17 protein-coding genes and 1 pseudogene are annotated in these 16621 nt (G+C 67.1%); 13 read left to right on the forward strand and 5 right to left on the reverse strand.

The features are described 5' to 3' along the window. From ccsA to msrQ, 3 genes are all read left to right on the forward strand, one after another. On the forward strand, nucleotides 1-187 hold a 187-nt coding region (gene ccsA, locus U5A58_RS37225; protein WP_321965082.1), incomplete at its 5' end, for a cytochrome c biogenesis protein CcsA. 208 nt (nucleotides 188-395) lie between these two features. After that, on the forward strand, nucleotides 396-1397 hold the full coding sequence (gene msrP / locus U5A58_RS37230) for a protein-methionine-sulfoxide reductase catalytic subunit MsrP (RefSeq protein WP_321965083.1): 1002 nt from the start codon (nucleotides 396-398) through the stop codon (nucleotides 1395-1397). Nucleotides 1398-1409: 12 nt separating this feature from the next. Next, nucleotides 1410-2135 carry a protein-methionine-sulfoxide reductase heme-binding subunit MsrQ gene (gene msrQ, locus U5A58_RS37235; protein ID WP_321965084.1) on the forward strand — a complete coding sequence of 242 codons (726 nt, stop codon included), beginning with the start codon at nucleotides 1410-1412 and terminating at the stop codon, nucleotides 2133-2135. A gap of 77 nt (nucleotides 2136-2212) precedes the next feature. On the opposite strand, the gene lysA is transcribed toward msrQ, so the two are convergent. Continuing rightward, nucleotides 2213-3484, reverse strand: a complete 1272-nt coding sequence (gene lysA / locus U5A58_RS37240) for a diaminopimelate decarboxylase (protein ID WP_321965085.1) — start codon at nucleotides 3482-3484, stop codon at nucleotides 2213-2215. Here lysA and U5A58_RS37245 point away from each other — a divergent pair. After that, nucleotides 3483-3722, forward strand: coding sequence for a hypothetical protein (locus tag U5A58_RS37245; RefSeq protein WP_321949182.1), 240 nt, complete (start codon nucleotides 3483-3485; stop codon nucleotides 3720-3722). The genes lysA and U5A58_RS37245 overlap by 2 nt on opposite strands. A 20-nt stretch (nucleotides 3723-3742) precedes the next feature. On the opposite strand, the pseudogene U5A58_RS40915 reads toward U5A58_RS37245, so the two are convergent. Then, a pseudogene (locus tag U5A58_RS40915) lies at nucleotides 3743-3841 on the reverse strand (hypothetical protein); the annotation flags it as partial. A 35-nt stretch (nucleotides 3842-3876) separates the two neighbouring features. Between U5A58_RS40915 and cyaY the strand changes: the two are divergent. Then, complete coding sequence (cyaY, locus tag U5A58_RS37250; RefSeq protein WP_321915918.1) at nucleotides 3877-4194, forward strand: iron donor protein CyaY; 318 nt, start codon at nucleotides 3877-3879, stop codon at nucleotides 4192-4194. An 85-nt stretch (nucleotides 4195-4279) separates the two neighbouring features. On the opposite strand, the gene U5A58_RS37255 is transcribed toward cyaY, so the two are convergent. Further along, nucleotides 4280-6724: a penicillin-binding protein 1A gene (locus U5A58_RS37255; protein ID WP_321965086.1), complete on the reverse strand. Its 2445-nt coding sequence runs from the start codon at nucleotides 6722-6724 to the stop codon at nucleotides 4280-4282. A 273-nt stretch (nucleotides 6725-6997) separates the two neighbouring features. Here U5A58_RS37255 and pilM point away from each other — a divergent pair, with 273 nt between their 5' ends. From pilM to ugpQ, 8 genes are all read left to right on the forward strand, one after another. Then, nucleotides 6998-7978 carry a type IV pilus biogenesis protein PilM gene (gene pilM / locus U5A58_RS37260; protein ID WP_321915916.1) on the forward strand — a complete coding sequence of 327 codons (981 nt, stop codon included), beginning with the start codon at nucleotides 6998-7000 and terminating at the stop codon, nucleotides 7976-7978. Then, entirely contained in the window at nucleotides 7975-8664 is a 690-nt protein-coding gene (locus U5A58_RS37265) for a PilN domain-containing protein (protein WP_321965087.1), read from the forward strand. Before pilM ends, U5A58_RS37265 begins: the two co-directional genes overlap by 4 nt. Next, the gene (locus U5A58_RS37270; RefSeq protein ID WP_321965088.1) at nucleotides 8661-9551 is read left to right on the forward strand and encodes a hypothetical protein; all 891 of its coding nucleotides are present in this window, start codon (nucleotides 8661-8663) and stop codon (nucleotides 9549-9551) included. Before U5A58_RS37265 ends, U5A58_RS37270 begins: the two co-directional genes overlap by 4 nt. Beyond that, nucleotides 9548-11173 carry a type IV pilus secretin PilQ gene (gene pilQ / locus U5A58_RS37275; RefSeq protein ID WP_321965089.1) on the forward strand — a complete coding sequence of 542 codons (1626 nt, stop codon included), beginning with the start codon at nucleotides 9548-9550 and terminating at the stop codon, nucleotides 11171-11173. The genes U5A58_RS37270 and pilQ overlap by 4 nt, the downstream gene beginning before the upstream one ends. 131 nt (nucleotides 11174-11304) lie before the next feature. Next, the gene (gene aroK / locus U5A58_RS37280) at nucleotides 11305-11859 is read left to right on the forward strand and encodes a shikimate kinase AroK (protein ID WP_321965106.1); all 555 of its coding nucleotides are present in this window, start codon (nucleotides 11305-11307) and stop codon (nucleotides 11857-11859) included. Between the two features lie 63 nt (nucleotides 11860-11922). Continuing rightward, nucleotides 11923-13005, forward strand: a complete 1083-nt coding sequence (gene aroB / locus U5A58_RS37285) for a 3-dehydroquinate synthase (RefSeq protein WP_321915912.1) — start codon at nucleotides 11923-11925, stop codon at nucleotides 13003-13005. A 34-nt stretch (nucleotides 13006-13039) separates the two neighbouring features. Continuing rightward, complete coding sequence (locus tag U5A58_RS37290; protein ID WP_415774347.1) at nucleotides 13040-14257, forward strand: deoxyguanosinetriphosphate triphosphohydrolase; 1218 nt, start codon at nucleotides 13040-13042, stop codon at nucleotides 14255-14257. Nucleotides 14258-14309: 52 nt separating this feature from the next. Beyond that, the gene (ugpQ, locus tag U5A58_RS37295; protein ID WP_415774348.1) at nucleotides 14310-15074 is read left to right on the forward strand and encodes a glycerophosphodiester phosphodiesterase; all 765 of its coding nucleotides are present in this window, start codon (nucleotides 14310-14312) and stop codon (nucleotides 15072-15074) included. Nucleotides 15075-15121: 47 nt separating this feature from the next. Here the strand turns inward: ugpQ and U5A58_RS37300 are convergent, their stop codons facing one another. Together U5A58_RS37300 and U5A58_RS37305 are read right to left on the reverse strand one after the other, a co-directional pair. Further along, nucleotides 15122-15499 (reverse strand): glycine zipper domain-containing protein, encoded by a 378-nt coding sequence (locus U5A58_RS37300; protein WP_321915910.1) that lies wholly within the window; start codon nucleotides 15497-15499, stop codon nucleotides 15122-15124. 375 nt (nucleotides 15500-15874) lie between these two features. Further along, entirely contained in the window at nucleotides 15875-16594 is a 720-nt protein-coding gene (locus U5A58_RS37305; RefSeq protein ID WP_321915909.1) for an OmpW/AlkL family protein, read from the reverse strand. Nucleotides 16595-16621 lie beyond the last annotated feature (27 nt).

Below are 16621 nucleotides of genomic sequence, written 5' to 3' on the forward strand. Positions count from 1 at the left end.
TCCGAAGGAAACCTGGGCGCTGATCGTGTGGCTCAACTACGCGGCCTGGCTGCATATGCGCCTCATGAAGGGCCTGCGTGGCGGCGTGGCGGCCTGGTGGGCGCTCACGGGCCTGCTGGTGACGACCTTCGCGTTCCTTGGCGTCAACATGTTCCTTTCGGGCTTGCACAGCTACGGCAAGCTGTAACCGAATCGGCCTGCAAGACGAACTAACCGTCGGATGCCTCGTGCTCCGACGGTTTTTTTTCGTCCGTCGGGAAGTTTTCTGCGAATCGCGCGTTTGCCCGCTTGAGGCCATCCAGTCGATCCACTTCGTGCGAGGCACGGCAGGGCGGGTCGGGATACGATCAATGTGCTGGCGGCGCACGCCACGCGAGAAGCAGGAGCTAAGCGATATGTGGACCAAGCGGAGCAGCAGGATCTTGCTCAACGGCGACGACATTCCCGCGAGTGAAATCACGCCGCAAAAGGTGTACGAACAGCGTCGGCGCATTCTGCGGGCGGCGGGTGCGCTCGCGCTCGGTGGCATGGCGGGGCCGTTTGGCGCAACGAGGGCATTCGCGGAATACGCGCCCGGCGACCCGAAGGCGCAGAAGCTCGCCGCGCAAACGAACACGAAGTTCGTCGCGCTCGACAAGGTCACGCCCTACAAGGACGTGACGACCTATAACAACTTCTACGAGTTCGGCACCGACAAGGGCGATCCGGCGCAAAACGCGCACACGTTGCGGCCGCGTCCGTGGAAGCTGAGCGTCGAGGGCGAGGTGAAGAACCCGAAGGTCTATGACATCGACGAGATTCTCAAGCTCGCGCCGCTCGAAGAGCGCGTGTACCGCCACCGCTGCGTGGAGGGCTGGTCGATTGTCGTGCCGTGGATCGGTATTTCGCTCTCCGAACTGATCCGCCGTGCGCAGCCCACGGGCAACGCGCGCTACGTGCAGTTCATCACGCTCGCCGACCCCTCGCAAATGCCGGGCCTCGCCGAGCCGATCCTCGACTGGCCGTATTCCGAAGGCCTGCGCATGGACGAGGCGATGAATCCGCTCACGCTGCTCACGGTGGGCCTCTACGGCCAGGTTCTGCCGAACCAGAACGGCGCGCCGGTGCGTGTGATCGTGCCGTGGAAGTACGGCTTCAAGAGCGCGAAGTCGCTGGTGAAAATCCGCTTCGTCGCGAACCAGCCGCCCACGAGCTGGAACAAGTACGCACCGACCGAATACGGCTTTTATTCGAACGTGAACCCGACCGTCGATCACCCGCGCTGGAGCCAGGCTACGGAGCGTCGCATCGGTGAGGACGGTTTCTTCCAGCCCAAGCGCAAGACGCTCATGTACAACGGCTACGGCGACCTCGTCGCGTCGATGTATCAGGGCATGGATCTGCGCAAGAACTTCTGAGCAAAGCGCTTGATGGAGCGAGAGATGGAATCGACGACGACACCACAGGCCGCCGCGCGCGTGGGGCCGGTTCAGGCGCGTCCTGCGCGCAAGGCGGGGGTGGCGAGCGCGGCGGGCCCGCGCTGGCTGCCGTGGGCGAAGGTGGCGGTGTTCGTCGCAGCGTTGTATCCGCTCGCGCGTCTCGTGCTGTTCGGCTTCACGGATGGGCTCGGTGCGAATCCGATCGAGTTCATCACGCGTTCCACGGGGCTCTGGACGCTGGTGTTCCTGTGCATCACGCTTACTGTCACGCCGCTGCGCCGCCTGACCGGCTGGAATACGCTGGTGCGCTTTCGACGGATGCTGGGCCTCTTCGCGTTTTTCTACGCGACGCTGCACTTCACGACCTACATCTGGTTCGACAAGTGGTTCGACGTCGCGGCGATGTTCAAGGACGTCGGCAAGCGGCCGTTCATCACGGTGGGTTTCGCGGCGTTCGTGCTGCTGATTCCGCTTGCCGTGACGTCCACGCGCGCGATGGCACGCCGGCTCGGACGCCGTTGGCAGACGCTGCATCGGCTCGTCTACGCGATCGGCGTGCTGGCGATCCTGCACTTCTGGTGGATGAAGGCGGGCAAACACGACCTCGTGCTGCCCAAGCTTTACGGCGCGATCATGCTTGTGCTGCTGGGCTGGCGCGTGGGCGCATGGCTGCTTGCGCGATGGCGCGCCTCGCGCCCGGGTGCGGGCGCCGCATAGGCGAACACTCACACCTGAAGACAACAAAAAAGCGACGCCTTGGCGTCGCTTTTTTTATGGCCGAGCGAACGAAAAACTCAGTCCGGCAACACGCGCTCACTCGCGAACAACTGCGCCACGTTTTCGCGTTCGCGCGCGAGATGCACGCGCGTGCCGTCGACCATCACTTCGGCCGCGCGCGCACGCGTGTTGTAGTTCGAGCTCATCACGAAGCCGTATGCGCCTGCCGAGCGGATCGCGAGCACGTCGCCCGGTTCGATCGCGAGCGAGCGAGCGCGGCCCAGCCAGTCGCCGCTTTCGCACACCGGGCCGACCACGTCGTAGGTCTGTGGCGCCGACTGGCGTGCAACGACGGGTTCCATCGCGTGATACGCGTCATACATGGCGGGGCGCGCGAGGTCGTTCATCGCAGCGTCGACGATCGCGAAATTCTTTTCCGAGCCCGGCTTCAGGAACTCGACCGTCGTGAGCAGGATGCCGGCATTGCCCACGAGCGAGCGGCCCGGCTCGAAGTACACCTCGCGAGCCTTGCCCGTTTTCGCGCCATACGCCTCGATGCGGTCGAGCACCGTGCGCACGAATTCGCCGATGTCGGGCGGCGTTTCGTCGTCGTAGGTGATCCCGAGGCCGCCGCCCACGTCGACGTGGCGGATGCTCACGCCGTCGGCTTCGATCTGGTCGACGAGTTCGAGCAGTTTGTCGATGGCGTCGAGATACGGCGCGATTTCGGTGATCTGCGAGCCGATGTGGCAGTCGATGCCGACCACGTCCAGGTGCGCCATGGCCGCGGCGGCGCGATAGGTCGCGCGCGCCTCTTCGAATGCCACGCCGAACTTGTTCGCCTTCAGGCCGGTGGAAATGTACGGGTGCGTTTTCGGATCGACGTCCGGATTCACCCGCAGCGAAACCGGCGCCTTCTTGCCGAGCTTGCCTGCCACTTCGTTCAGGCGGTCGAGTTCGGGAATCGATTCGACGTTGAAGCACTTCACGCCCGCTTCGAGCGCTTCGCGCATTTCGCCGGCGGTCTTGCCGACGCCCGAGAACACGACGTCCTGCGCCTTGCCGCCTGCCGCGAGCACGCGGGCAAGCTCGCCCGCCGAAACGATGTCGAAGCCCGCACCTTCGCGCGCGAACACGTTGAGCACGGCGAGGTTGCTGTTCGCTTTAACCGCGACGTGGACCTTGGCGCGGCGGCCGGCGCAGGCGTCGGCGTAGGCGTGCCACGCGGCGGTGAGCGCCGCGCGCGAGTACACATAGAGCGGCGTGCCGTACTGTGCGGCGAGATCGGCGGCCGACACGCCTTCTACGAAGAGCGTACCGTTATCGCGGTGAAAAGCGGACTGGGTCATGCGAGCGTTTTACTGGGTTGGCGTAGCGTCGGAAGCCGTTTGCGGGCTACCGGTCGCGGGTGTGGTGCTGAGTTCGGAGTCGGGGGACAACGAGAGCGGCGTGCCCGAAGTGTCCGGAACGGTGCCGACCGGTGCCGAAGCCGACTCGGGCGCGCTGGCGGGCGTCGCCGCGCCGGTTTCCGGCTGGGCGGTTTCGAAATTGGGCTTGGGCGGAAGCGGCGGCACGTTGGGCATGTAGAGCGCGCCGCGCTGGCCGCAGCCTGCGAGCGCGACGGCGCTGATCGCAAAAGCCGCTAGAATCGCGCGGGGCGTCCATGCGCTGGGGGCCGCTGCGCGCGTCCGGGAAATGACACGCATAATTGTCCCTGAATGAATAACCGGTGGAGTTTAGCATGCCAGACAATGACTACCTGAGCCGCGCGGAGGCCGTGCTGGCGGCCGTGGAGCGGGCCGTAGACGATGCCGAAGCGGACATCGAACTCGAACGCAGCGGCAACGTTCTGACGCTCGAATTCGAGAATCGTACGAAGATCATCGTGAATCTGCAGCCGCCGATGCGCGAAATCTGGATCGCGGCGAAGGCTGGCGGTTTCCACTATCGCTTCATCGACGGCGAGTGGCGCGACACGCGCACGGGCACCGAATTCTTCTCGGCGCTCACGGCCTACGCGACGGAGCAGGCGGGCGAGCCGGTGCGGTTCGAGCCGTAAGCGCGCGACCGTGAGCACGTAAATAAAACGGGCGCCAGTTAAAAGCTGGCGCCCGTTTTTTTCATTGCCTTGGCTCCGGCGAGCTTCAGTGCCCGCGGAACAGATTCATGATGTCTTCCTTTTCCTTCGCGTTCACGTGCTCGGGCGTGGGCGCGGCGTCCGCGGAGTTAGCGCCACCCGCGCCCGATGCGCCGCTCGCTGAAGCCTCGAGCGCTGCCTGGCTGATGCCGACAGTCGAGACGAAACCGCGCCCCGGCGTGGCGTCGGCGTAGTAGAGCTCGTCGCCGAGCGTGACGACGCCGTCCGGCATCGCCATCTTGTACTCCGGCACGCCGTTGAGCGCCTTCTGCATATAGTCGATCCACACCGGTAGCGCGAGGCCGCCGCCCGTTTCCTTGTCGCCGAGGCTGCGCGGGTTGTCGTAGCCGATCCACGCAATCGCGGCCAGCGTGTGCTGGTAGCCCGCGAACCACGCGTCGCGCGAGTCGTTGGTTGTGCCGGTCTTGCCGCCCAGGTCCGTGCGCTTGAGGATGTTCGACTTCGCGCCCGTGCCGCGCTGCGCCACGCTCTGCAAGAGGCTGTTCATGATGTACGCGTTGCGCGGGTCGATCGCGCGCGGCGCGTTTTGTTCAGCCACGAGCGGCTGCGCCTGGGCGACGACCATGCCGCGCTGGTCGGTGACCTCGGCGATCAGGTACGGATTCACGCGATACCCGCCGTTGGCGAACACCGAGTAGCCGGCGGCCATTTGCAAAGGCGTGACGAGACCCGCGCCGAGCGCCATCGGCAGGTAGGCAGGATGGCGATCGGCGTCGAAGCCGAAATGCGTGATGTACTGCTGCGCGTACTTCGTGCCGATGTGGTTGAGGATGCGGATCGACACAAGGTTCTTCGACTTCATGAGCGCCGTGCGCATGCTCATGGGGCCGTCGAAACCGCCGCCATAGTTTTTCGGTTCCCACGCCTGACCGCCCGTTTCAGCGGCGCTGAAGAAGAGCGGCGCGTCGTTGATGACCGTCGCCGGCCCGAGCCCCTTGTCGAGCGACGCCGAGTAGATGAACGGCTTGAAGCTCGAACCCGGCTGGCGCCACGCCTGGGTGACGTGGTTGAACTTGTTCTTGTTGAAGTCGAAGCCGCCCACGAGCGCGCGGATCGCGCCGTCCTGCGGCACGATCGAGATGAATGCGCCTTCGATTTGCGGCAACTGCGTGATCGACCACTCGCCTGCATTGTTGCGCGCCAGACGGATGATTGCGCCCGGCCGGATTCTCTGCGACGGCTGGGCTCGCGTGCTCAGCGCAAACTGCGCGAAGCGCAGCCCGTCGCCGGTGATGCTCGTGGTGTTGCCGTCCATGAACGTGGCCCGCACTTCCTTCGGGCTTGCCGACGTCACGACGGCTGCCACGAGTTCGCCGTTGTCGGGGTGCTCGACGAGCGCGTCGTCGATGGCCTGCTCGCGCTCGTCGGTATCCGTGGGCAAGTCGATGAACGCCTCGGGCCCGCGATAGCCGTGGCGCCGCTCGTAGTCCATCAGCCCGCGGCGCAGCGCGCGATAGGCGACGTCCTGGTCGGCGGAGTCGATGGTCGTGACGACGTTCAGCCCGCGCGTGTACGCCTCTTCGTGGTACTGCGCGTACATCATCTGGCGCACCATTTCCGCAACGTACTCGGCGTGGACGCTGAACTCCTTGCCCTGACCCTTGACCACGAGCGGCTGCTGCGCCGCGTCGTCGTATTGCTGCTGGGTGATGTAGCGCAGCTCGAGCATGCGCTGGAGGATGTACTCCTGGCGTACCTTCGCCCGCTTCGGATTGACGACGGGGTTATACGCCGACGGCGCCTTCGGAAGTCCTGCCAGCATCGCGCATTCGGCGAGCGTGAGATCTTTCAGATCCTTTCCGAAGTACACGCGCGCGGCGCTCGCGAAACCATACGCGCGCTGTCCCAGATAGATCTGATTCATGTACACCTCGAGAATCTGATCCTTCGAGAGCTTCGACTCGATCTTGTAGGCGAGCAGCATCTCGTAAATCTTGCGCGTGTAGGTCTTTTCGCTCGAAAGGAAGAAGTTGCGCGCCACCTGCATGGTGATCGTGCTGGCGCCCTGGGTGGCGTGGCCGTTGGTCAGCGCGACGAATCCCGCGCGCGCGATGCCGGCGAGGTCGACGCCGCCGTGGTCGTAGAAGCGCGCGTCTTCGATGGCCAGAATGGCCTTCTTGAGGTTATCGGGCACGTCCCGGAAATGGACGACATCGCGCCGCTCCTCGCCGAATTCACCGATCAGGACGTGGTCGCGCGTGTAGATGCGCAGCGGCACCTTGGGGCGATAGTCGGTGAGCGCCTCGAGCGACGGAAGGTTGGGCGTGGCGACGACGAGCGCGTAGCCGAGCACGAGCGCCGCGCACACCACGCCCGCGAAGATGAGGCCGAAAAAGGCGATCAGCAGCGTGGCCCACCACGGGCGCTTGCGCCGCCGGGGCGGCTCGGGCGGCGTGGAAGGCGGTACGGACGAAGGAAGCTGATCTTGCATACGAACACCAGAAAAACGGTCCCGCGATTATAGCCGCCGCTCGCCCGCGGGCTTTCGAGATGCTTACATGGACGGCGCTAGCGAGCGCTCAACCCGCTGTTGCTGACGCTGTTTCCGATATTGGCACTGTAGTCGCGCCCCCCGCGCGTGGATAGCGCTGACATCGACCGTTGGCCGTTCGGTCGAGTATTCGAGCGCAGCCCCGGTTCGCACAATCTCCCCATCGACGCGCTGCGAACGGTTTGCGGCGCGCGCACGGACGGGAGGGATGCGATGGGTTTCGGGAATCCGGTGTTGTTGGGCGCGCGCCGCTTTGCAGCGGGCGTCGATCTGGGCGCGCGGGGCGTCACGCTGGTGGTGTTGAGCCAGCGCATTGTCGGGGCGGGGCCGGTTCGCCTCGAATGGCTGGCGAGCGCGCCGCTTGCACGCGAGGCGATGGCCGGCGCGGAGATCGTCGACCGGGCGGCCATCGTCGCCGCGCTTCGCAGTGTGTTTGGCGAGTTGCCGCGCGCCAGCGCCGCGGCGTCGCTGCGTTGCGCCATGGCGATGCCCACGAGCGCGACGCTCATCGCGACTGTGCCGCTTGCACGTCTTGCGCCGGCGGGCGCGGTGGACGAGTCCGGCATTCACGCGGCGCTCGAACCGCTCGTGCTGGCGGAGGCGGAGCGCGTGGCGGGCATGGAGCGCGGCGAGCTGGCGGTCGACTGGAGCGTGCTGCCGGCCACGCCACGCGGCCACGAAGCGCAGGTGACGATCGCCGCGACGGCGCGGCAGCATCTCGAAGCGCGCATCGAATGCGCGGCAATGGCGGGCGTCACGCTGTGCGCGGTCGACGACGAGGCGCACGCCGCGTTACGCGCCATGCGGCACGCGGCGGCATACGAGCTGCCGCCGCACGAGCCCTGGGTGGCGATCTGGGTCGGCCCGGAAGGCGTGCACGGCTGGTTGCTTGTCGACGACTCGGTCATGCGGCACATGCGCTTTCCTGCGCTAGAGCATGCCGATCTCGTGGAGGCGCTGCGCGACCTCGTCGACGGCGAGCAGCCCGGCTGCGTGCAGGTCGCGGGCGAGCTTGCCATGCTGCGCGGGGTGAACTTCACACTGGCCGACATTGGCGACGCGCTGGGCGCGCCGGTGCTGCCCTTCGAATGCGGACCGCTAGCCGATATCGAGTGGCCGCTCGCGGCAACGCTTTTGCACGATCCGGCGTGCGCGGTGGCGTTCGGACTCGCGTTGCGCGGGGTGGCGGAATGACGCTCGCGCGCGCCGTGCGCGTGTTGCCGCGCCGGGCCATAGGCGGATTCAATCTGCTTGCGTGGCGGCAGCGCGCCATACGCAGGCTGCGTCGCCGGCGCTTGCTCGAATGGGGCGCCGCGGCGCTCGGCGGCTGCGTGTGCTCGCTTGGCGTCGTGCTGTGGCAGCACGTCGAATGGCGCGGGCTCGAGGCTCGGCGCGAGGCGCTCGAGCAGCCGCTCGCGCAGTGGCGCGCGCCGCTCGCCGAGGCTCAGCGCCTTGCGCGCGAAAGCGAAGTGCGGCGCGTCGGCGATCAACAGGCCCGGCAATACGCACGGGCTACGACGCGCTTTTTTGCCCTCGCGGACGCGTTGGCGAGCGACGTGCCGCCTCGTGTCGGCTTGCAGCAGCTCTCGCAATCCGCCGACGAGACCGATCTGCAGGCGAGCGCGGCGGACGAAGCGGCAGCGGCGGCCTGGCTCGGCCGGCTACGCTCGCTGCCAGGTGTAGACGCTGTGAGCGTGCGCGAGCTCAAACGCGGCGCACCGGCGGGAGCCGCACGCGACAGTGCGTCCGACGCCGAACCGATACGCGTGGCGGCGCATCTCGTCTGGCAAGGCGCGAGCGCTGTGCCGCGCGCTGGCGTACCGCGTGCGCGCGAGGTGGCGCGAGCGTCGAGCAGTGCCACGGCGAAGGGGGCGACATGAGCACGCTCTCTACACACGGCGGTCAGGAACGGGGGCTTGTTTCGGCACAGGCAGGCGCGGGCAACGCGTTGCACGGATGGTCGCCGCTTCATGCGTGGAGCGCGCGCCGCCGGCTGGCTGTCGCGCTGACGATAGCCGTGCTCGCGTTCGCCGCGGCGAGCGGCGCTTGCGTCGTCGGAGATCCGCTTGGCGTGCATGCGGCACGCACCGCGCTGAAGGACGCTCAAAAGCGGTACGACGGCGCCCGGCAAGTCCTGGCGGGTCTGCCCGCGCTGCGCGAAGCCGCCGCGCGAACGCCTTCATCCGCGCCCCGCACCGGCAATTCCGCCGACGACATTCGCCGCATCTCGCAACTCGCCGCGCAATCGGGCCTCGTTCTGCATGCGCTAGAGCCAGGCGCCGCGGGCGGCGCGCAAACCGAGGCGTTCCGCTCGATCAAGCTGGTCGCACAAGGCAGCTTCGCGCAACTGCGCGGGCTGCTCGAAGGGTTGGTGCGCGAGCCGACGCTGACGGCGCCATCCGAGCTGGCCATCCGGCGCACGGGAAGCGGGTTGTCGGTCTCGGCTACGTTGCGTGTGTACGATGCGCTTCCCGCTGTGCCGCTGGCGGCGGCGTCTTCCGAAACGGCGTCTCCCTCAGCGCCGGCTCGCGATCCTTTCGCCCATGCGCCAGCGGCCGGCGGCGCGGAAGACGGGTGGCGCCTCGCCGGCATCCTCCAGGATCGGCAGCGCACTGTCGCGCTCGTGGAAACACCCGAGGGCGTCGTGACTGCGCGCTCGGGCGAGACGATCGGCGACGCTCGCGTGGTGGAAGTCGGGCCGGCGCGGGTCGTCGTCGCGGCAGGTGGGGTCACACGCGCGCTCGGCTGGGCGGAGGCAGTGAAATGAGCGCGCTAAAGTGGGGCGTTCGTGTCCTCGCCGCATTGACGGTGGGCGCTGCCGGATGTGTTGCATGGGCCGCGGTGCCGTTGCCACAACCCGCCTGGGCGCGTTCGCCGGTGTCGCTCGCGCGCTACGAAGCACCGCCGTTACCCGATGGGGCGGCCGAGCCCGCAGCAACCCAGTGGATCGCCAATCCGTTCACGGGAGGCGGCGATTCGCCTGCGCCGGAAGCCGCGCCCGAAGACGGTTTGCCCACGAACGCAGACGGCGCCCCCGACGTGACGCCGCCCGTCGCCCGGCCTTCGCGTGAACCCGCTAACGACGCGCCAGCGGCCGCGCCGCTTGAAGGACCGCCCGTACCCATGCACGCGCCGCTGCGCCTTGGCGACGCCCCGACAGCGAACGACGGATTGCCGCCGGATCGGCCGATCACGCTCGATTTCCAGCGCGCCGAGCTGACAGCCGTTCTGCACGCGTTCGCCCAGTTCACGAAGCTCAATATCGTCGCGAGCGAACGTGCGCGAGGCCAGGTGACGCTGCGCCTCGAACGTGTGCCGTGGCGCACTGCGTTCGACCTGCTGCTGGAGGCGAACGGCCTTGCGATGTCGCGTATCGGCGATGTGATCTGGGTCGCGCCCTCGGCCGAGGTGGCAGCACGCGAGCGGCAGCGTTACGAGGCGCACGCCAGGGCTGCGGAGCTGGAGCCGCTCGCAAGCCGCACGTTCGAGTTGCATTACGCGCGCGCCGAGGATTTGCGCCGGTTCCTGACGGGCTCGGGCACACAGCGCGCACTGTCGAAGCGCGGCACGGCGGTGGCGGACGCGCGCACGAACCTCCTGTTCGTCACCGACCTGCCGGCGCGGCTCGACCAGATTGGCGAGCTGGTGCGGCGACTCGATGCGCCGGCGCGCCAGGTGCTGATCGAGGCGCGTATCGTCGAGGGTGACGAGGGGCTCTCGCGCGAATTGGGCGTGCGTCTTGGCGTGACGGCGGTGAATGGGGACGGCACTCCGCCACGCGGCGTGACCACAAGAGCGGACGGCACGGTCTACGATCTCGCAGCGGGCCCGATCTCCGGCTTCGAGGCCGCGGGCCTTGGCCTCACGCTGCTGGCGGCGCGCGCCACGCGCTTGCTCGACATCCAGCTGAGTGCGCTCGAAGCCGAAGGGCGCGGGCGCGTGGTGTCGAGTCCACGCGTCGTCACCGCCGACCGCACGAAGGCCGTCGTCGAGCAGGGCACGGAGCTGCCCTATCAGGCCAAGGTCGGGCAAGGCGTGTCGGGCGTGCAGTTTCGGCGCGCAAGCCTGAAACTCGAAGTCGAACCGCAGATCACACCCGATGGCCGCGTGATTCTCGACCTCGACGTGGCGAAGGACAGCGTCGGCGAGCAAACGGCCGCCGGGCCTGCGATCAACACCAAACACGTGCAGACGCGCGTGGAAATCGAGGATGGCGGCACGGTCTCGATCGGCGGCATCGACGCGACGGATGACCGCGAAGATGTGACGCGTGTGCCACTCCTGGGCAAAATACCGGTTCTGGGTGTGCTTTTTTCGCATCGTGCGCACCGGGACAAGCGCAGCGAGCTGGTGGTTTTCATCACGCCGCGTATCGTGGAGTCGAATTGACCCTCATTCGCCGGGCGAGCCCGCCGCACGTGCGCAGGCAGGTGCTTGCGGGGCCGGAACGCCGGGGATGCAGGCTCGACAACGCCGCCGCTTTGCCAGTAAGCTGCGGCACCAACCTTTCGTAGGAAACGCTGCAAGTGCGGGACGCAAACGCCAATGTATTTTTCGTAGGGCTCATGGGCGCCGGCAAGACGACCGTGGGCCGGGCGGTCGCGCGCCGGCTGGAGCGTCCGTTCTTCGACTCCGATCACGAGATCGAGGCGCGCACGGGTGCGCGCATCCCGGTGATCTTCGAGCTCGAAGGCGAAGCGGGCTTTCGCGACCGCGAGGCCCAGGTGATCGAAGAGCTCACGGGCCGCGAAAACATCGTCCTCGCCACGGGCGGCGGCGCCGTGCTGCGGCCTGAAAATCGCGCGGCGCTCAAGGCGCGCGGCTTCGTCGTGTATTTGCGCGCGCATCCGCACGATCTGTGGCTGCGCACGCGGCGCGACAAGAACCGCCCGCTGCTGCAAACCGAAGACCCCAAGGGGCGGCTCGAAGCGCTCTACGAGATACGTGACCCGCTTTATCGCGAAGTCGCGGACTTCGTGATCGAAACCGGCCGGCCCTCCGTCAACGGACTCGTCAACATGGTGCTGATGCAGCTCGACATGGCCGGCGTCGCGCGGGCCACGGCGCGCGAGTAGGGCGCAGGTCGCGCAGTATCTCGCAGGCCAGGCAACCCATCGGAAACCCACAAGATTCAGAGCATGATTACCGTCAACGTTGAACTGGGCGACCGCGCCTACCCCATCCATATCGGCTCCGGCTTGATCGGTCAGACGGCGCTCTTCGCGCCCCATATCGCCGGCAAGTCGGTGACGATCGTGACCAACACCGTTGTCGACCCGCTCTATGGCGAGACGCTGCGCGCCGCGCTCGCGCCGCTCGGCAAAGACGTCAACACGGTCGTGCTGCCCGACGGCGAGGCGCACAAGAACTGGGAAACGCTCAACGAGATTTTCGACGCGTTGCTCACCTCGCGCGCCGACCGCAAGACCACGCTCATCGCGCTGGGCGGCGGCGTGACGGGCGACATGACGGGCTTCGCCGCCGCCTGCTACATGCGCGGCGTACCGTTCATCCAGGTGCCGACCACGTTGCTTTCGCAGGTCGACTCGTCGGTGGGCGGCAAAACGGGCATCAATCATCCGCTCGGCAAAAACATGATCGGCGCGTTCTACCAGCCGCAAGCCGTGATCGCCGATATCGGCGCACTCGCCACGCTGCCGGAGCGCGAACTGGCGGCGGGCATTGCCGAGGTCATCAAGACCGGCGCGATTGCCGACGCCGAATTCTTCGACTGGATCGAAGCCAACGTCGAGGCGCTCAACCGCTGCGAGCCGCAAGCGCTCGCGCACGCGGTCAAGCGCTCGTGCGAGATCAAGGCCTCGGTCGTGGCCGCCGACGAGCGCGAAGGCGGCCTGCGCGCCATCCTCAACTTCGGCCACACATTCGGCCATGCGATCGAGGCCGGGCTCGGCTACGGCGAGTGGCTGCACGGCGAGGCGGTGGGCTGCGGCATGGTGATGGCGGCCGATCTCTCGGTGCGCGTGGGCATGCTGGACGAAGCGTCGCGTGCGCGCCTCGTGCGCGTGGTCGAGGCTGCGAAGCTGCCGGTGCGCGCGCCCGCGCTCGGCGCGGACCGCTACGTCGAACTGATGCAAGTCGACAAGAAGGCCGAGGGCGGGGCGATCAAGTTCATCCTGCTCAAGCGCTTTGGCGAGACCCATATCGGCCGCGCGCCCGACGAAGCCGTGCAGGCCACGCTCGCCGCCACGACGCAGAGCTGACGCACCGCCGGCGATAACCCCTTGCGGAGGAACGGTGAGCGACACCCGCAGCGATAACCGTAGTGATCCCCGTAGTGATGTCCCTTCTCAAACCGCCGACGCGAGCGCCGCGCTAGTCGCGTCGTTCGAGGCGGGCCTTGCGCCTTACGCGGCGCACGCCTCGCGCTCGCGCGGGCGGCGCTATCCGGAGCCGCCGCCTGCCGCACGCAGCGAATTCCAGCGCGATCGCGACCGCATCGTCCATTCCACGGCGTTTCGCCGCCTCGAATACAAGACCCAGGTCTTCGTGAACCACGAGGGCGATCTCTTTCGCACGCGGCTCACGCACAGCCTGGAAGTGGCGCAGATCGCACGCTCGGTCGCCCGCAACCTGCGCGTGAACGAGGATCTGGTGGAGGCGATCTCGCTCGCGCACGACCTTGGCCATACGCCGTTCGGCCATGCGGGCCAGGACGCGCTCAACGAGTGCATGCGTGAGCACGGCGGCTTCGAACACAACCTGCAGAGCCTCGCGGTCGTGGATGAGCTCGAAGAGCACTACGGCGCGTTCGACGGCCTGAACCTGTGCTTCGAGACACGCGAAGGCATTCTCAAGCACTGCTCGCGTGAGCATGCGCGCCGGCTAGGCGATCTGGGCGAGCGCTTTCTGCTCGGCCGTCAGCCGTCTATCGAAGCGCAGATCGCCAACATCGCCGACGAGATCGCGTACAACAACCACGACGTCGACGACGGCTTGCGTTCGGGTCTGCTCACCATCGAGCAGCTCGCCGAGGTCGAGCTCTGGCAGACGCACTACGACGCCGCGCGCGACGAATATCCGCAGATCGAGGGCCGACGCCTCGTTCACGAGACGGTGCGGCGCATCATCAACACGCTGATCGTCGATCTGATCGGGCAGACGCGGCGCAATCTCGCCGAATACGCGCCGCAGTCGCTCGACGACGTGCGCGCAGCGCCGCCGCTCGTCGCGCACAGCGAGCGCGTGGCCGCGCAGGCCGCCGCGCTCAAGCGCTTCCTGTACCGCAACCTCTACCGCCACTATCGTGTGATGCGCATGGCCAACAAGGCGCGGCGCGTGGTGAAGGGGCTGTTCGATGCGTTCAGCGAAGACCCGCGCCTGTTGCCGCCCCCGTACCAGACGCAGGACGCGGCTTTGCAGCCGCGGCTGATCGCGCATTACATCGCAGGCATGACCGACCGCTATGCCCTGAAGGAGTACCGCCGCCTCTTCGTCGTCGCCGACGACGCTTGAGCGCGCGGCTCTCTCTACCTCACAGCCCCTGCCGATTTCGGGAGCCCATTTGATCAAGTCCTGGCCGTATCCGCGCGTGGCCGCGCACCGAGGGGGCGGCACGCTCGCGCCCGAAAACACGCTGGCGGGTCTGCGCACCGGCGCGAGCTTCGGCCACAAGCTGGTCGAGTTCGACGCCAAGCTGTCTGCCGACAACGTCGCTTTCCTGCTGCACGACGACACGGTCGAGCGCACGTCGAACGGTCGCGGCGCGGCGGCGCGCATGCGCTATGCGGAGCTTGCCGCGCTGGACGCGGGCAGCTGGCGGGACGCGCGTTTTGCCGGCGAGCCGATGCCAACGCTCGCGCAAGTCGCCGCGTGTTGTCATGAACTGGGGCTCGCGGCGAACGTGGAGATCAAGCCCTGCACGGGCCGCGACGTGGAGACGGGGCGCATCGTCGGCGCTGAAACGGCGCGCCTATGGATGCAAACGGGGCAAGCCGCGCAGGCGGGCATGCCGCCTTTGCTCTCGTCGTTCTCCTATGCGGCTCTCGAAGCGGCGTGCGAGAGCGCGCCGGACCTGCCGCGAGGCCTGCTGTTCGAGCACGTGCCCGCGGACTGGCGCGAGCAGACCGCCGCGCTCGACTGTGTCTCGCTCCACGCGAGCCATCGACACCTGGATGAGGCGCTGGTCAAGCGCATCAAATCGGCGGGGCTCTTCATCCTCGCCTATACGGTGAACGACCTCGACCGCGCGCGCCAGCTCGTGAGCTGGGGCGTCGATACGGTCTGCACGGACCGCATCGACCTGATCGGGCCGCACGCGCTCGACGCCTGAGGGGCGCCTGCGGTTCAGCCGGGCGGCCCTGCGCCCGGATACTTCGGTCAGCGGGCGCGTGCGAGCAGTGCGCCCGCCACCAGCGCCACGCCGCCGACGATCGCTATGGCCTGCCACGGGTTGCGGTGCACGTAGTCGTCCGCGCCGGCAATGGCCGCGTCGGTATGTTCGCGCGCGGCGGCGCGCGCCACTTCGAGCCGCTCGCGGGCGGCGTCGAGACGTTTGCGGATGTCGGCGCGCAGCGCGGCGGCATCGGCCTGGGTTCCTTCGCCCAGCGTGTTTTCCAGCTCGGCGAGCAGATCACGCAACTCGTCGGTGATATCGGCGGCGGCACTGCGGCCGCGGCGCGCAATGCGCCGCGCATGGCGGCTCGTGCGCGTCCAGGAATCTCCGAGGGCTTCTCGCGTGTTCGGAAAGGCGCTCATGTATGGCTCCGTCGTTGAAAAGTCACAGGTAAAGGGCTCGCCGTGGCGCGCACGAAAAAGGGCGCGGGAGGGCGAGGACCGGAGTGCAAGTATTGCGCAATTCCGATGCCCGGGACTTTTACGCGCGCAGCGAGCCGGGCGCAAACGCCCGCCAGGCGGGGCTTCGCTCTCTGGTGACAAAACAGGTGATTACGGGGACAGCACGCTTTTTCGCAGAGGCATAGAATCAGGATAAGCCCATGCGAAGGCGGGGAAAATTTGATGGAGACGCTAAGGCGGGAAGGGCGTGGCCGGGTGGAAAACGCCGCCCTTCGCCCGGTGCCGCAGGGGCGAGGCGAAGGGCCGGCGCGAGGTCGTGCGGGGCGCTGGAGCGCGTTAGAAGTTGTAGCCGACCTTCAGGTACGTCACGAGCGGGTTCAGGTGAATCTTCGATTCCGCGACTCGCTGGGTGCCGAGCTGGTTGTTGACCGTCGTGTTGTACGTGGCGGTCACGTTGATCGGAATGTACGAAAGCGAGAAACCGGCGAACCAGTGCTTCGTGAAGTTGTAGTTGAAGCCCAGGTTAAACACGGGTGCCCAGGAACGATCCGTCGAAACACTGGTCGGACCCCCAAGCACGCCCTGTTCGAAAGCGCCGTTGGTGATGTGAGCGTCGGTGAACCAGGCGTAGGTGACGCCAATGCCGAGGTAAGGACGGAATTTTGCTTCAGGGCTGTTGAAGTAGTACTTGAACAACAGCGCCGGGCTCCACAGTTTCGCCTCGCCGACCTTGCCGAAGCTGCTGAAGGTGCCGCCGCCGGAAATATCGAACTTCGGCGGGATGCCCAGTTCGGCTTCGGCGGCGAAGTGATCGGTAATGTAGTAGCCGATGGAGACGCCCAGGGTGTCGGCCGAGCCGACACTGGCGCCCGTGTTCGGAATGGACATGTTGACGGGCGTGCCGCCTGCGCTGTCGATCTTGAGCGGATCGCTGGTGTCCTGCGGCATGAAGCGGAACCAGCCGGTAGTGACGTAGAACGTATGTGCGGATTGTGCGTGTGCTGCCGTGAAACTGGCGAGCGCGGCGACCCCTGCCAGCGCCTGTTTTAATTTCATATTAATGCTCCTCCATGAAAGGCCCGC

The sequence above is a fragment of the Paraburkholderia sp. J7 genome, assembly GCF_905220155.1.
Lineage (GTDB): Bacteria > Pseudomonadota > Gammaproteobacteria > Burkholderiales > Burkholderiaceae > Paraburkholderia.

Excerpts from the sequence above, each read along its gene's own strand:
- aroB (WP_321915912.1), top strand. The coding sequence starts at position 11,923 with ATGATTACCGTCAACGTTGAACTGGGCGACCGCGCCTACCCCATCCAT.
- msrQ (WP_321965084.1), top strand. The coding sequence starts at position 1,410 with ATGGAGCGAGAGATGGAATCGACGACGACACCACAGGCCGCCGCGCGC.
- U5A58_RS37265 (WP_321965087.1), top strand. The coding sequence starts at position 7,975 with ATGACGCTCGCGCGCGCCGTGCGCGTGTTGCCGCGCCGGGCCATAGGC.
- U5A58_RS37300 (WP_321915910.1), bottom strand. The coding sequence starts at position 15,499 with ATGAGCGCCTTTCCGAACACGCGAGAAGCCCTCGGAGATTCCTGGACG.
- lysA (WP_321965085.1), bottom strand. The coding sequence starts at position 3,484 with ATGACCCAGTCCGCTTTTCACCGCGATAACGGTACGCTCTTCGTAGAA.
- U5A58_RS37305 (WP_321915909.1), bottom strand. The coding sequence starts at position 16,594 with ATGAAATTAAAACAGGCGCTGGCAGGGGTCGCCGCGCTCGCCAGTTTC.
- U5A58_RS37255 (WP_321965086.1), bottom strand. The coding sequence starts at position 6,724 with ATGCAAGATCAGCTTCCTTCGTCCGTACCGCCTTCCACGCCGCCCGAG.
- cyaY (WP_321915918.1), top strand. The coding sequence starts at position 3,877 with ATGCCAGACAATGACTACCTGAGCCGCGCGGAGGCCGTGCTGGCGGCC.
- pilM (WP_321915916.1), top strand. The coding sequence starts at position 6,998 with ATGGGTTTCGGGAATCCGGTGTTGTTGGGCGCGCGCCGCTTTGCAGCG.
- pilQ (WP_321965089.1), top strand. The coding sequence starts at position 9,548 with ATGAGCGCGCTAAAGTGGGGCGTTCGTGTCCTCGCCGCATTGACGGTG.
- U5A58_RS37245 (WP_321949182.1), top strand. The coding sequence starts at position 3,483 with ATGCGAGCGTTTTACTGGGTTGGCGTAGCGTCGGAAGCCGTTTGCGGG.
- U5A58_RS37270 (WP_321965088.1), top strand. The coding sequence starts at position 8,661 with ATGAGCACGCTCTCTACACACGGCGGTCAGGAACGGGGGCTTGTTTCG.
- msrP (WP_321965083.1), top strand. The coding sequence starts at position 396 with ATGTGGACCAAGCGGAGCAGCAGGATCTTGCTCAACGGCGACGACATT.